Annotated in this window: 13 protein-coding genes; 12 read left to right on the top strand and 1 reads right to left on the bottom strand. The window is 73.2% G+C overall.

Annotated features, from left to right (window positions below):
• The first annotated feature begins 34 nt into the window (after positions 1–34).
• Genes AD017_RS08235 through AD017_RS08185 form a run of 11 tightly spaced genes read left to right on the top strand, consistent with a single transcriptional unit; the run spans position 35 to position 12,912 of the window.
• Positions 35–1,150 carry an acyl-CoA dehydrogenase family protein gene (locus AD017_RS08235; protein ID WP_082539063.1) on the top strand — a complete coding sequence of 372 codons (1,116 nt, stop codon included), beginning with the start codon at positions 35–37 and terminating at the stop codon, positions 1,148–1,150.
• Positions 1,150–2,694 carry an acyl-CoA carboxylase subunit beta gene (locus AD017_RS08230; RefSeq protein WP_060573837.1) on the top strand — a complete coding sequence of 515 codons (1,545 nt, stop codon included), beginning with the start codon at positions 1,150–1,152 and terminating at the stop codon, positions 2,692–2,694. The genes AD017_RS08235 and AD017_RS08230 overlap by 1 nt, the downstream gene beginning before the upstream one ends.
• 25 nt (positions 2,695–2,719) lie before the next feature.
• Positions 2,720–4,696 (top strand): AMP-binding protein, encoded by a 1,977-nt coding sequence (locus AD017_RS08225; RefSeq protein WP_060573836.1) that lies wholly within the window; start codon positions 2,720–2,722, stop codon positions 4,694–4,696.
• Positions 4,693–6,270: an AMP-binding protein gene (locus AD017_RS08220; RefSeq protein ID WP_060573835.1), complete on the top strand. Its 1,578-nt coding sequence runs from the start codon at positions 4,693–4,695 to the stop codon at positions 6,268–6,270. Before AD017_RS08225 ends, AD017_RS08220 begins: the two co-directional genes overlap by 4 nt.
• A complete protein-coding gene (locus tag AD017_RS08215) occupies positions 6,267–7,067 on the top strand; it encodes an enoyl-CoA hydratase/isomerase family protein (protein WP_227012694.1) in 801 nt (266 codons plus the stop codon). Before AD017_RS08220 ends, AD017_RS08215 begins: the two co-directional genes overlap by 4 nt.
• On the top strand, positions 7,067–7,567 hold the full coding sequence (locus tag AD017_RS08210; RefSeq protein WP_010231787.1) for a MaoC family dehydratase: 501 nt from the start codon (positions 7,067–7,069) through the stop codon (positions 7,565–7,567). Before AD017_RS08215 ends, AD017_RS08210 begins: the two co-directional genes overlap by 1 nt.
• 27 nt (positions 7,568–7,594) lie before the next feature.
• Entirely contained in the window at positions 7,595–8,956 is a 1,362-nt protein-coding gene (locus AD017_RS08205; RefSeq protein ID WP_227012693.1) for an MFS transporter, read from the top strand.
• Positions 8,953–9,396: a MaoC/PaaZ C-terminal domain-containing protein gene (locus AD017_RS08200; protein WP_060573833.1), complete on the top strand. Its 444-nt coding sequence runs from the start codon at positions 8,953–8,955 to the stop codon at positions 9,394–9,396. The genes AD017_RS08205 and AD017_RS08200 overlap by 4 nt, the downstream gene beginning before the upstream one ends.
• Positions 9,393–10,223: a CoA ester lyase gene (locus AD017_RS08195; RefSeq protein WP_060573832.1), complete on the top strand. Its 831-nt coding sequence runs from the start codon at positions 9,393–9,395 to the stop codon at positions 10,221–10,223. Before AD017_RS08200 ends, AD017_RS08195 begins: the two co-directional genes overlap by 4 nt.
• 2 nt (positions 10,224–10,225) lie before the next feature.
• Positions 10,226–11,167 (top strand): LLM class flavin-dependent oxidoreductase, encoded by a 942-nt coding sequence (locus AD017_RS08190; RefSeq protein ID WP_060573831.1) that lies wholly within the window; start codon positions 10,226–10,228, stop codon positions 11,165–11,167.
• On the top strand, positions 11,161–12,912 hold the full coding sequence (locus AD017_RS08185; RefSeq protein ID WP_060573830.1) for a biotin carboxylase N-terminal domain-containing protein: 1,752 nt from the start codon (positions 11,161–11,163) through the stop codon (positions 12,910–12,912). The genes AD017_RS08190 and AD017_RS08185 overlap by 7 nt, the downstream gene beginning before the upstream one ends.
• A 115-nt stretch (positions 12,913–13,027) precedes the next feature.
• On the opposite strand, the gene AD017_RS08180 is transcribed toward AD017_RS08185, so the two are convergent.
• Positions 13,028–13,627 (bottom strand): TetR/AcrR family transcriptional regulator, encoded by a 600-nt coding sequence (locus AD017_RS08180; RefSeq protein WP_060573829.1) that lies wholly within the window; start codon positions 13,625–13,627, stop codon positions 13,028–13,030.
• 134 nt (positions 13,628–13,761) lie between these two features.
• Here AD017_RS08180 and AD017_RS08175 point away from each other — a divergent pair, with 134 nt between their 5' ends.
• A complete protein-coding gene (locus tag AD017_RS08175) occupies positions 13,762–14,322 on the top strand; it encodes a hypothetical protein (RefSeq protein WP_060573828.1) in 561 nt (186 codons plus the stop codon).
• Positions 14,323–14,335 lie beyond the last annotated feature (13 nt).

The raw sequence follows: 14,335 nt of genomic DNA, 5'->3' as shown, positions 1-14,335 counted from the left end.
GCACATCTGCATGTGGGAACTGGATGAGGATCACGTGCTCTTCCGCGAGTCCTGCAGGGACTTCACCGACCGCGAGGTCCGCCCGCTCGTCGACACCGCCGAGGAGGCCGGCACGTTCCCCGTCCAGCTCTGGGCGTCGCTGGCCAAGGCGGGCCTGCTGGGGCTGTCGATCCCGGAGTCGCACGGTGGGTCCGAGGGGGACGCGCTCGCCGTCGCGATCGTCGCCGAGGAGCTGTCCCGGGCCAGCGCGGGTATCGCGATCACGCCGCTGGTGAGCTCGTACATGGCCGCACCGCACCTGGCCCGGAACGGCTCGCCGGAGCAGCGGGACCGCTGGTTGTCCCGGATCTCCGGGGGCGAGGCCGTCGCCGCCATCGCGGTCACCGAGCCCGGCGCGGGCTCGGACGTCGCGGGCCTGACGTCGAAGGCCCGGCGCACCGACGACGGCTGGGTCATCGACGGCCGCAAGATGTTCATCACCAACGCGGGCCTGGCCGACGTGCTGATCGTCGGCGCCCGCTCGGGAGGGCCCCGCCATTCGGGGATCACGCTGTTCGAGGTGCCGAAGGACGCGCCCGGGCTGTCGTTCGGCTCGCCGCTGACGAAGATGGGCTGGCGTTCCTCGGACACCCGCGAGGTCGTCCTCGACGGCGTCGTCGTGCCGCACGACGCGGTCGTCGGTGCCGAGAACCTCGGGTTCCACCAGATCATGGAGGGGTTCCAGCTCGAGCGGATCGCCCTGGCGGGCATGGGGATCGGGCAGGCCGCCGAGTGCCTCGACCTGGTCCGGGCCCACGTGCGCGAGCGGGAGGCGTTCGGCGCGCCGCTGACCGGTCTGCAGACGGTCCGGCACCGGGTCGCGACGATGGAGATCGATCTCGACGCCGCCCGGCTGGTCACCTACCAGGCCGCGGCACGGATGGACGCCGGCCACCCCGAGGCGCCGGTCTCGGTGGCGCGCGCGAAGTACCTGGCCGCCGTGGCGGCGAACCGCATCATCGACGACGCGGTGCAGCTCTTCGGTGGTGCCGGGTTCGTCGAGGAGACGCCCGTCGCCCGCCACTACCGCGACGCGCGGATCCTGCGCATCGGCGGCGGGACCGACGAGGTGCAGCTGGAGATCCTGTCCAAGTCCATGAAGGGCGCCTGATGACGGCGGTGGACGAGGGCGCCGTCGCCCCGGGTGCTCCGACGGCGCAGGACGTGGTGGACGCCGCCGGGCGGGCGCTGGGCGGGGGAGACCCGGCCCGGTGGCCCGGCAAGCTGCCGGTCCGTGAGCGGCTGGCGGTCCTGTTCGACCCGGGGTCGTTCGTCGAGGACGGCCTGCTGGCCACCGCCGCGGCGGAGGCCCTGCCCGCCGACGGCGTCGTCACGGGTGTGGGTCGCGTCGAGGGCAGGCCGGTCGCGGTCATCGCCCACGACTTCACCGTCAAGGCGGGCTCGTGGGGGGAGCTGACCTGCGAGAAGCAGATCCGCATCCTCGAGCGGGCCGACAGGGACCTGCTCCCGGTGGTCTACCTGGTGGACTCGGCGGGTGGCCGGCTCACCGACCAGATGGGCTTCTACCCGGGCCGGCGCGGAGCGTCGGCGATCTTCAACCTGCAGGTGAGGCTGTCCGGCCGGGTCCCGCAGATCTGCTGCCTGCACGGTCCGTCGGCGGCGGGCGGGGCCTACATGCCCGCCTTCTGCGACTGGGTCGGGATGGTGAACGGCAACGCCTCGATGTACCTGGCCAGCCCGCGGGTGGCCGAGAAGGTCACCGGTGAGGTCACCACGCCGGAGGAGATGGGCGGCGCGATGATGCACGCGTCGGTCTCGGGGTGCGGTGACGAGGTCTTCGACTCGGACTGGGAGGCGGTCGCCGCGGCGCGGCTGCTGCTGTCGTACCTGCCCGACGGCTTCCGCTCGGCGCCGGCGCGGATCGCCGGCGAGGCACCGGAGCGGCCGCTGGGCGACGTGGTGCCGATGGACCCGAACACCGCCTACGACGTCCGGGACGTCATCGACGGGCTGGTCGACGCGGACTCGTTCTTCGAGATCAAGGCCCGCTGGGCCGAGGAGATCGTCGTCGGGTTCGCGAGGCTCGACGGACGCGTGATCGGCCTGGTCGCCAACCAGCCCAGCGTGCGCAGCGGCGCGATCTTCGTCGACTCCGCGGACAAGGCGGCGCGGTTCGTCTCCCTGTGCGACGCGTTCGGCGTCCCCCTGGTGTTCCTGCAGGACGTCCCCGGGTTCATGGTGGGCGTCGAGGTCGAGCGCCAGGGCATCATCCGGCACGGCGCGAAGATGATCGTGGCGATGGCCTCGGCCGACGTGCCGAAGTACACCGTCGTCCTGCGCAAGGCCTACGCCGCCGGCTACTACGCGATGTGCGCACCCGGCTTCGAGCCCCGCGCCACGCTCGCGTTGCCCACCGCCGTCATCGGGCCGATGGCGGCCGAGGCCTCGGTCAACGCCGTCTACGCCAACAAGATCGCGGCCATCTCCGACGAGACCGAGCGTGCCGCGTTCGTCGAGGCCCGCACGGTCGAGCAGAACGCCGACCTCAACCTGCTGCGGATGGGCAGCGACCTGGTCGTCGACGCCGTCGTCGAGCCCGGACGGCTGCGTGCCGAGCTGGCCGCCCGCATGGTCGACGCCGACCGCTGGTCCCGGCCGGCCGACCGCCGTCATCACCCGGTCAGCCCGGTCTGACCACCCGTCCCGAGGAAGGACAACGATGTCTTCACACACCTCGACGAGCGTCCCCGGTCCCGACGGTGACCCGCTCGCGCAGCTCATCGCCACCCCGCTGCAGCCGCTGCCCGCACGGTGGACCGTCCAGGAGCGGGTCGACGAGCTCGCCGAGGTCCGCGCCCTCGGTTCCGCCGACGAGTACTGGGAGTGGGTGGCGAGGCGCCAGCGCTGGTCGCAGCCCTGGGAGTCCGTCCGCTCCGGCGGGATCACCGACTTCCGCTACTTCGAGGGCGGACGGATCAACGTCGCGGACAACTGCGTCGACCGCTGGGCGGAGGACCCCGGGACCGCAGGCCGCCGCGCGCTGATCTGGGAGGGCGAGCCCGGCGAGGTCCGCACCCTCACCTACGCCGAGCTGGCCGACGAGGTCTCCCGCCTGGCCGCCGGCCTGGTGGAGCTCGGCGTCGGCAAGGGCGACGTCGTGGGCATCTACATGCCCAACCTCATCGAGGCGTTCACCGCGATCCACGCCTGCAACCGGATCGGCGCGATCTACACCGTCCTGTTCTCCGGGTTCGGCGAGGAGGCCGTCTCCTCCCGGCTGGAGTCCTCCCGCGCCAAGGCGGTGCTGGTGGCGGACGCGAGCTACCGGCGAGGCCGGCGGGTGCCGTTGCTGGAGACGCTGCGCGCCGCCCGCAAGCGGGTGCCGACCCTGGAGTCCACCGTCGTCGTCGACCGCACCGGTGACGGCGTCGCACTGGAGCAGGGCGAGCACGCGTACGCCGCGGTGCTGGAGGCGGGAGCGGCCGGCACCCCGGCCGTCCCGCTCGACCCGAACGAGCCCTCGTTCCTGATCTTCACCAGCGGGACGGAGTCCACGCCCAAGGGCGTCGTGCACAGCGTCGCCGGGTTCCTGCTCGGCACCTGGGCCAACGCCCACTGGCAGGTCGGCTACGAGGCCGGCGACGTGTACTGGGTGGCCGCCGACGTCGGCTGGCTGACCTTCCCCATCCAGGCCGTCATCGGGGGGCTGGCCAACGGGATGACCATCGCGTGCTTCGAGGGCGCGCTCGACACCCCCACCACGGCGCGCTTCTACGAGATCTGTGAACGCCACCGGGTCACCAAGGTGCTGGCGGCGCCCACCCTCGCGCGGATGCTGCGCAAGTTCGGGGACGAGCTCGCCGCCGCGCATCCGCTGGACCTCGCGCTCATCACCATGCAGGGTGAGCCGCTCGACGCGGACACCTTCGGCTGGACGAGCGCGACCTTCGACGTCCCGGTGGTCAACGCCTACGGGCAGACCGAGACCGGCTCGACCTGGACGTATCCGGTCCACGGTGCCGAACCGCTCAAGGCGGGTTCGGTCGGCACCGCCGTGCCGGGCCACGAGTACGCGGTACTCGACGACGACGGCGAGCCCGTCCCGCCGGGGGTCAAGGGCAACCTCGTCCTGACCCAGCCGTTCCCGACGCTGGCCCGCACCGTCTGGGACGACCACCAGCGCTACCTCGACACCTACTTCAGCCGCTTCCCCGGCCACTACCAGACCAACGACGAGGCCGTGGTCGACCACGACGGGCACCTCTGGGTACTCGGCCGCGCCGACGACGTGATCAACGTGGCGGCGCACCGGATCTCGACGATGGAGATCGAGGCCGTCGTGACCGCGCACTCCGCGGTCGTCGAGGCCGCGGTGGTCGGGGTCCCGCACGACACCAAGGGGACCGTGCCGATCGCCTTCGTGACGCTGGCGCCGGCCACCGTCGCGACGGACGGTCCGACCGACACGGTCGAGGAGGACATCAAGCGGCGGGTCGTCGGCGAGCTCGGTGGCTACGCCCGGCTCGATACGGTCTACCTCACGCCGGCCCTGCCGAAGACCCGTACCGGCAAGACCATGCGGCGGTTGCTGCGCGACCTCGTCGTGCACGGCAGGCCGAGCGGGGACACCAGCGCGATGGAGGACGCGGGCGCGCTCGCCGTCGTCACGGAGGCCATCGCGAAGGCGCGATCGTGACCGGACTCCCCCTGCAGGACCGGACCATCGGCGCGATCCTGGCCCGCAAGGCCGCCACGGTCGGGGACCGCCCCTTCCTCCTGTTCGCCGGCACCCGCTGGACCTACGCCGACGCGCACGAGGTCACCAACCGCTTCGCGGAGGGCTTCCGGCGCCGGGGGATCGGCCGCGGCGACCACGTCGCGCTGCTCCTCGACAACCGCCCCGAGCTGCTCTGGGCGATCTGGGGACTCGGGAAGCTGGGTGCCGTCGCGGTGCCGCTGAACACCGCGGCGAGAGGCGACGCGCTGGCCTACCTGCTCGCGCAGTCGGACTCGGTCCTGGTCTGCGCCGAGGACGGCTACCGGGTCCGGGTGGACCAGGTGCGGGCGGAGGCGCCACTGGTCCGGGAGGTCCTCGGACCGGGGGACCTCGCCGCGTTCACCGGGCTGCCCGCCGACGATCCGGCGGGGATGTCCGGTGTCCGCCACGGCGACCCGCACCTGATCATGTACACGTCGGGGACCACGGGGCCGTCCAAGGGCGTGGTGGCACCGCACTCGCAGGGCCACGCCGTCGGCAGCAGGCTGGCGGCGGTGTCGGGCTACCGGCCCGACGACGTGCTCTACACGTGCCTGCCGCTGTTCCACGCCAACGCGCTCTACTACACGGTCTACGCGGCGCTGTGGGCGGACGCGTCGGTGGCGCTCGGGACCCGGTTCTCGGCGCGGCGGTTCTGGGACGAGGTCCGTGACACCGGGGCCACGGTGTTCAACGCGCTGGGCGCCATGGCGAACATCCTCTTCCAGCAGCCGGAGTCCCCACGGGACCGCGACCACCGGGTGCGGATGGCGATGACCGTGCCGACCTCACCCGAGCTGGCCGCGACGTTCGCCGACCGCTTCGGCATCGGGGCGACGACCTCGGTGTTCGCGATGACCGAGAACTGCGCGGTCACGATCCTCGGCCCGGACGACCCGCGGGACCGGGCCGGGAGCGCCGGGCGGGTCCGCGAGGACATGGAGGTCGAGATCGTCGACGACGAGCGGCGCCCGCTGCCGCTCGGCGAGATCGGGGAGATCTGCATCCGTCCCCGGGAGCGCGGCAGCGTCATGCTCGGCTACTACAAGATGCCCGAGGCCACCGTCGCGGCGACGACCGACCTGTGGTTCCACACCGGGGACCGCGGCCGGCTCGACGCGCAGGGCTACCTCGTCTTCGCCGATCGCAAGAAGGAAGCCATCCGCCGGCGCGGGGAGAACATCTCCGCCTTCGAGGTGGAGACGGTGCTCTGCCGCCACCCCGCCGTCGTCGAGGCCGCTGCCGTACCCGTCCCCTCCGAGCTGGGCGAGGACGAGGTCATGGCCTACCTCGTGCCGGCCGAGGGCGCGGAGATCGACTTCGCCGAGCTGATCGGCTTCTGCGCCGAGCACATGGCCTACTACATGGTTCCCCGCTACCTGGACGTGATCGACGTGTTGCCCAAGACCCCCTCCGAGAAGATCGAGAAGTACAAACTGATGGTCGGCGCCCGCGAGCGGCTCGCCGAGCTGTGGGACCGGGAGAAGGCCGGCGTGGCCGTGGTGCGCTCGTGAGCGGGCCGGTCCGGGTCGCCGTCGAGGGTCGCGTGGCCCGCGTCCTGATCGACCGTCCCGAAGCACAGAACGCGTTGAGCCCGGCGGTGATCGCCGGTCTGGACTCGGCCGTGGACACCGCGCTGGAGCAGCGCGCGACGGTGTTCGTCGTGCGCGGCGCCGGCGGCACGCTGTCGGCGGGAGCGGACCTCCCGCACCTGCGGACCCTGCTCGGCGACCCCGCGCGCACCGACGCCTACATCGGCTCCATCGGTGCCGTGCTGGACCGGATCGAGGCGGCGCCGTTCGTGTCGGTCGCCGTGATCGGCCGCTACGCGCTGGCGGGCGGCTTCGAGATCATGCTGGCCTGCGACCTCGCCGTCGCCGCCGACGACGCGCGGATCGGCGACCGCCACCTCGAGTACGGCCTGATCCCCGGCGCGGGGAGCTCGGTGCGCCTGCCGCGGGTGCTCCCGGCGCCACTGGCACGGCGGCTGTCCTACACCGGCGAGATGATCGACGGACGGACCGCCGCCGGGTGGGGCCTGGTCAGCCACCACGCGCCCGCCGACCAGCTCGACGAGACGCTCGACGCCCTCGTCGCCCGGCTCGCCCGGCACAGCCCGGACGCCCTGTTCCGGACCTCGGCGCTCCACCGGGCGGCCCTGGAGGCTCCCGCGGTCCCCGCGCTGGCCGCGGAACGCGCCGCGCTCGTCGAGCACCTGGAGAGCCCGACCATCGCCGAGGGGCTCGGGGCGTTCGTCGAACGCAGGGCCCCCGACTTCACCGACGACCGCTTCCACCCGCAGGAGACCTGATGTCCGCGACCGGCACGTCCGACCACCGCCCCGCCACCGGCAGGTGGTTCGAGGAGCTCGAGGTGGGGACCGTCGTGCAGCACGCGACCCGGCGCACGGTCACCGAGACCGACAACATCCTCTTCACCACGATGACGATGAACCCGGCGCCGCTGCACCTGGACTTCGACTACGCCGAGGGCACCGAGTTCGGCAAGCCCCTGGTGAACAGCATGTTCACCGTCGCGCTCGTCGTGGGCCTGTCGGTGCCGGAGCTGACGCTGGGCACCATCGTCGCCCAGCTCGGCGTCGACCGGGTGACGTTCCCCAAGCCGGTCTTCCACGGCGACACCGTCCGGGTCGAGACCGAGGTCGTCGAGTCCCGGGCCTCGAGGTCGAGGCCCGCCGCGGGGCTCGTCGTGTTCGAGCACCGCGCGTTCAACCAGCGCGACGAGCTGGTCTGCCGCGCCCGGCGGACCGGCCTCATGCACCGCAGGCCGACCGGCTCTGCGGACGACTGATCGACGTCCAGCACGAAGGAGTGCTCCGTGACCAGTGAACCCGTCCCGGCGACGAGCCCGGAGACGAGCCGGCCGGCCGACCCGACCGGCCGTGTCCAGCGCCGGCGAGTGGCAGCCGCGGTCCTGCTCGGCACCACGATCGAGTGGTACGACTTCCAGATCTACGGCCTTGCCGCGGGCCTGGTCCTCGGCCAGCTGTTCTTCCCCGGGGCCGACCCGGTGGCGGCCACCCTGGCCGCCTTCGGCACCTTCGCGGTCGGCTTCGCCGCCCGGCCGCTGGGCGGGCTGGTGATGGGTCACTTCGGCGACCGGCTGGGCCGCAAGAAGATGCTGGTCCTGTCGCTGTCCATGATGGGCGTCGCGACGTTCCTCATGGGTCTGCTGCCCACCTACGCCTCGATCGGGGTGGCGGCGCCGATCCTGATGGTGCTGCTGCGCGTGGTGCAGGGGATCGGTGTCGGCGGCGAGTGGGGCGGTGCCGTGCTGACCGCGGTCGAGTACGCCGACCCGAAGAAGCGCGGCCTGTTCGGCAGCCTGCCGCAGATGGGCGTGCCCGCCGGGCTGTTCCTGGCCACGCTGGCCTTCCTCGGGGTGTCGCAGCTGCCCGAGGAGGACTTCCTCAGCTGGGGCTGGCGCATCCCGTTCCTGATCAGCATCGTGCTCGTCGTCGTCGGGCTGTTCGTACGTGCCAAGCTCGAGGACACCCCGGTCTTCCGCACCGTCAGGACCGAGAAGCGCACGGTGCGGGCCCCGCTCGCGGACGCGGTGCGCCGCTACCCGAAGCAGCTCGTCCTGGGCACCGGGCTCATGATCAGCACGGGCGCGTACTTCTACATCGTCAACGCCTTCAGCCTCTCCTACGCCAAGGCGACGCAGGTCCAGACCAACGGCACCATGCTGCTCGCCGTCCTCGCCGGCTCCGCCGTGGCGATCATGGCGTTGCCGGTGCTCGGGGTGCTCGCCCAGCAGCACGGCCGGAAGAAGCTCCTCGTCGTCGGGCTCGCGCTGCAGGCGATCTGGATCTTCCCGACGTTCTGGGCGATCGACAGCGGCAGCGCGGTCCTGGTCGTCCTCGCCTACGTCGTCAGCTCCCTGCTGTTCGCGGTGTCCTACGCACCGCAGGCCACCTTCATCACCGAGCTGTTCGACGCCAGCGTCCGCTACAGCGCCTCGTCGGCCAGCTACCAGATCGGCGTGATGCTGGGCGGGGCGATCGCGCCGCTGGTGGCGACCTCACTGGTCGCGGCCACCGGCACCTCGTCGAGCGTCTCGGCCTACGTCGCCGCGCTGTCGGTGCTGTCGCTGCTCTGCGTGCTGGCGATCCGGCAGCAGGACGTCGACCGGGCCAGCAGCGACATGACCGGAACGACAGGAGCGAGCACCCCGTGATCTCCGACTTCCTCGAAGGGATCGGCGTCGGCGACCGGCACGGCAGCCGGTCGCGCACCATCACCGAGACCGACATCGTCACCTTCTCCATGTTCAGCGGGGACTGGCACCCGTTGCACACCGACGTCGAGTTCGCCGCGGCCGACCCCCGTTTCGGGCAGCGCATCGCGCACGGCGCGCTGGTCCTGTCGGTCGCGCTCGGCCTCGTCGAGTTCCGGCCGGACGCCATGAAGGCCTTCTACGGCATCGACCGGCTCCGGTTCGTGTCGCCGACGGTCATCGGCGACACCGTGCGGGTGGAGACCGAGGTGGTGGCCGTCGAGCCGAAGGGCACCGACCGCGGCGTGGTGACCTGCTCGTTCGTCGTCAGGAACCAGGACGACGCCGTCGTGATCGACGCGACCCTCAAGGCCCTCGTGGTCCGGGAGGGCGTGGCATGAGCACGCGCGACCCGCTGACCGTGCGGAGCCTGCTGTTCGTCCCGGGCGGTCGGCCGGAGATGCTGGCGAAGGTCGCCCGCTCCCGGCCGGACGCCGTCGTCGTCGACCTCGAGGACGCCGTCGCCCCCGCGGACAAGGAGCAGGCGCGCGCGGCGGCCTCCGCGGCCCTGCGCGAGGCCCGCCCCGGAGCCGGGACGGTGCTCGTGCGGGTCAACCCGCCCGGCACCCCGTGGCACGAGGCCGACGTGGCCGCCGTCGCGGATCTCGCCGAGACGGTGGACGGTGCGGTGCTGCCCAAGTACGAGCGGGTCGAGCAGCTCGACCGGGTGCGGTCGGCGCTGCCGCCGGACACCCGTGTGGTGGTCGGGATCGAGAGCGCCCGCGGGGTGGCCGACGCGCGCCCGCTGCTGGAGGCGGGACCGGACGCCGCGTACTTCGGGGCCGAGGACCTGATCGCCGACCTCGGCGGCCGCCGCACCGCAGACGGCACCGAGGTCCTCTACGCCCGCAGCCGGGTCTGCCTGTCCGCGCACCTGGCGGCGGTGCCCGCCGTCGACCAGGCGGTCGTCGCCGTGCGGGAGGTGGAGCGGTTCCGCACCGACGCCGAGCAGGCCCGCGACCTGGGCTACCGCGGCAAGATCTGCCTGCACCCCACCCAGGTCGAGGCCGCCCACGCCGTGTTCACGCCCTCCGCCGAGGAGGTGGGCCACGCCCGCGAGGTGCTGGCGGCCTCGGGCGCCGGCGTCGCGGTCATCGACGGGCAGATGGTCGACGCCGTGCACGTCGCGATGGCCCGGGGCGTGCTGGCGCGGGCGGGAGAGGCGTGAGCATGCGGTTCGGCCTGATGATCCCGCCCCAGGTCACGCTCGACCAGGTCGTCCCGCTCGCCGTGCGGGCCGAGGAGCTGGGGTACGACCTGCTGGCCTGTGGCGAGCACGTGTTCTTCCACGGCCCGGTGCCGAACGCGTTCGTCGCGCTGTCGGCCGCGGCCGGCGCCACGAGCCGGATCCGGCTCCTCAGCGCCGTCACCCTGCTCCCGACGTACCCGGCGGCGCTCGCCGCGAAGATGGCCGCCACGCTCGACGGGATCAGCGGCGGCCGCTTCTCGCTCGGCGTGGGCGTCGGCGGGGAGAACCCCGCCGAGCTGCGCGCCTGCGGCGTCGACCCGGCCGAGCGCGGGGCCCGCACGGACGAGGCACTCGAGGTCATGACCCGGCTGTTCGCCGGCGAGCGGGTGACCCACGACGGGCGCTTCGCCCGGTTCGACGACGTGGCGCTCGACCCCGCCCCCGCACGCGGACGGATCCCGCTGTGGGTGGGCGGCCGCAAGCCCGCCTCGTTCCGGCGCGCGGCCCGCTCCGCCGACGTCTGGATGCCGTACATGGTCACCCCCGAGCACGTCGCCGACGGGCTCGCGACGATCCGGGAGCACCCCGCGGCCCCGCCCGGCCGGGCCCCGGTCCGGGGCGCCGCCTTCTGCTGGGCGGCCGTCGGCGCCGACGGCGAGGCCGCCCGCCGCGGCGCGTACGACACCCTGCGCGGCATCTACGACCAGGACTTCGGCCGGCTGTCCCGCTACGTGCCCGCGGGCACCCCCGCCAAGGTGGCGGGCCGGCTGGCCGAGTACGGGGAGGCGGGCGCCGAGACCGTGCTGTTCGCGCCCGCCTGCTCCGCCGACGACCTCGACCGCAACATCGTGGAGTTCGCCCGTGAGGTCGTCCCCGCGCTCACGGGCGCTCCCACCGGAAAGGAGAACGGTTCCCCGTGCTGACCGATGAACCCCGGGTCCCGCTGCGTTCGGTCCTCGTGGCCAACCGCGGCGAGATCGCCGTCCGCGTCATCCGCGCCGCCCGTGACGCCGGACTGCGGAGCGTCGCCGTGCACGGCCGCCCCGACGCCGGTGCGCTGCACGTCCGCGAGGCGGACGAGGCGGTCGCCCTCGACGGTGACGACGCCGCCTCGACGTATCTGGACGTCGACGCCCTGGTGGCGGCCGCACTGGAGTCCGGAGCCGAGGCCGTGCACCCCGGCTACGGCTTCCTGTCCGAGAACGCCGACTTCGCCGAGGCCGTGACCGACGCCGGCCTCGTCTGGATCGGCCCACCGCCCCGGACCATCCGCGAGCTCGGCGACAAGGTCTCCGCGCGCCGCATCGCCGTCGACGTGGGGGCGCCGCTCGCCCCCGGCACCACCGACCCGGCCGGGGACGCCGACGAGATCGTCGCGTTCGGCCGCGAGCACGGCTTCCCACTGGTGATCAAGGCGGCCTTCGGCGGTGGTGGCCGGGGGCTGAAGGTCGTGCACGAGGAGACGGAGGTCGCGGAGGCCTTCGCGGCAGCGACCCGCGAGTCCGCCGCGGCGTTCGGCCGCGGCGAGTGCTTCGTGGAGCGCTTCCTCGACCGGGCCCGGCACGTCGAGGCCCAGGTCCTCGCGGACTCCCACGGCACCGTCCTCGTCGTGGGACTGCGGGACTGCTCGATCCAGCGCCGCAACCAGAAGCTGATCGAGGAGGCCCCGGCACCGTTCCTCACCGAGGCACAGGACAAGGAGCTGCGCACCTCGGCCGAGCGGATCTGCCGGGCCGCGGGCTACGTCGGCGCCGGGACGGTCGAGTACCTGCTCGGCGACGACGGCACGCTGTCCTTCCTGGAGGTCAACACCCGGCTGCAGGTCGAGCACCCGGTCACCGAGGAGAGCACCGGCGTCGACCTCGTCGCCGAGCAGTTCCGGATCGCCGCGGGCGCCCCGCTCACCGGCGAGGCGCCCGTGGCGCGCGGACACAGCGTCGAGTTCCGGCTGACCGCCGAGGACCCGGCGAGGAACTTCGTGCCCGCCCCGGGCACGCTGACCCGCTACCGGATGCCCGCCGGACCCGGCATCCGGGTGGACTCCGGCGTCGTCGAGGGCGACACCGTCGACGGTCGTTTCGACTCGATGTTCGCCAAGCTGGTCGTGACCGGTCGCGACCGCGGCGAGGCGCTGCGCCGGGCCCGCCGGGCGCTCGGTGAGGCCCGGATCGAGGGCGCTCCCACCCCGCTCGGGGTCTACGCCGCGATCATCGAGCACCCCGACTTCGTCGGGGACCCGGCGTTCGCCGTGCACAACCGGTGGATCGAGCAGCACGCCGGCGAGCTCGTCCGCGAGCCCGAGCCGACCGGCGAGCGATTGACGGTCCGTGTCGGACGCCGGCTCATGACGGTCGACGCCCCCGGGCTGACGACGCTGGCGGCGGAGCGCGCCGCGACGATCCGCCGCGAGTCCGCCGAGCTGAGGCGGACCGAGGCGGCCGACGTCGCCGGGGACGCGGTCACCGCGCCCATGCAGGGCACGGTGGTGAAGGTCGCCGTCGAGGACGGTCAGGTCGTCGAGAAGGGTGAGCTGATCGTCGTCGTCGAGGCGATGAAGATGGAGAACCCGGTGCTCGCCCACCGCGCGGGTGTGGTGCGTGGCGGCGCGATGGCGGTCGGGTCGTCGGTGGCCGCGCGCATGGTGCTGTGTGAGATCGTCGACGGCTGACCGGGGGACGCGGTGGGTGAGGCCGGCCGCCGGTGGGCGACGGCATCACGTTCCGACGGCGGACCGACCGGGAATCGGCGTCCCGCAGCCGGGTCGTCCGGTCGACTGCCGGGCCTCAGCCCCGCAGGGCACCGGGGACGGAGCGGGACCAGAGGAGACCCTCGACACCGTCGAGGAAGGTCCGTCCCACGGTCGCCGGATCGGACAGGCAGCCGGCCGCCATCGCACCGTCGCGCAGCATGACGAAGTGCCGGCCGGCGGGTTCGGCCAGGCCGTCCCCGACCTGCGCGAACAGCTCCGAGACGGCGCCGAGGAACCACTCGCGGTGGGCGACGATCCGCCGGTGCACCGGGTGCGACGGGTCCGGGTACTCGGCCGCCGCGTTGAGGAAGGCGCAGCCGCGGAAGCCGGGGCTCCCGATGTCCCCGGCGATGTCGGCGGCGACGGCGCGCAGGACGTCCTCCGCCGTCCCGCGGTCCGCCCGGCTCTGCTCGAAACGCGCCCGCAGCTGCTGGTCGGCGGCCTCGAGGTAGGCGACGACCAGGTCCTCCTTGCCGGGGAAGTGCCGGTAGAATGTCGCCCGGGTGGTGCCCGCCTCGGTGAGGATCCGGTCGACCCCGACCGAGTGCACGCCTTCGGCGTAGAAGATCCGGCTCGCGGTGCCGAGCAGCCGCGAGCGGGGCTCGGACGGTCGGTCGCTGCTGCCGCGTGCCATACGACGGAGGCTAGCAGAAAGAACGTTCGGTCTTGCTTTCGCGGCGGGAGCCTGACACGACTACGTCGTAGAGAGACAGAACGTTCTCCCTTGTGGAGGCGAGGCCTCCGCACCCAGACCTCCGAGGAGCCGCCGTGAGCACCGCCGTCACCACACCCGCCGTCACCGGATCCGCTCCGGCACTACGGCGCCTCTACCTCGTCCGGTTCGCGTTCGCGATCGTCTGGGCGGTCCTGCTGGTCGTGACCGGGCCGGACCTCGGGCCGGTCGTGGCCGTCCTGGTCGTGCTGTACCCGCTGTTCGACGTGGCCTGCGCCGTCGTCGACGCCCGGGCCTCGCGCCCGGCGCCGGCACCCCGGGGGCTGTACCTGAACGTCGCGGTCAGCCTGCTCGCCGCGATCGGGCTGGGCGTCGCCGCGGCGTCGGGCGTTCCCGACGTCCTGCGGGTCTGGGGTGTGTGGGCCGTCGTCGCCGGACTGGTCCAGCTGGTCGTCGGGATCGGCAGGCGTGCGCTCGGCGGGCAGTGGCCGATGGTCCTCAGCGGCGGCATCTCGGTGTTCGCCGGCACCGGGTTCCTGCTCATGGCGGGGGCGGCGGACCCGACGCTCGTGAACGTGGCCGGCTACGCCACGCTCGGCGGCGTCTTCTTCCTCGTGTCGGCGCTGCGGCTCGGCCGCGGCGCGGGGGACCGCTGAGGGGGAGGCGGGG

It is taken from the genome of Pseudonocardia sp. EC080619-01 (assembly GCF_001420995.1).
Taxonomy (GTDB): Bacteria; Actinomycetota; Actinomycetes; order Mycobacteriales; family Pseudonocardiaceae; genus Pseudonocardia.
Note: the sequence above shows the minus strand (reverse complement) of the source record. Positions and strands in the feature narration are given on the sequence as shown.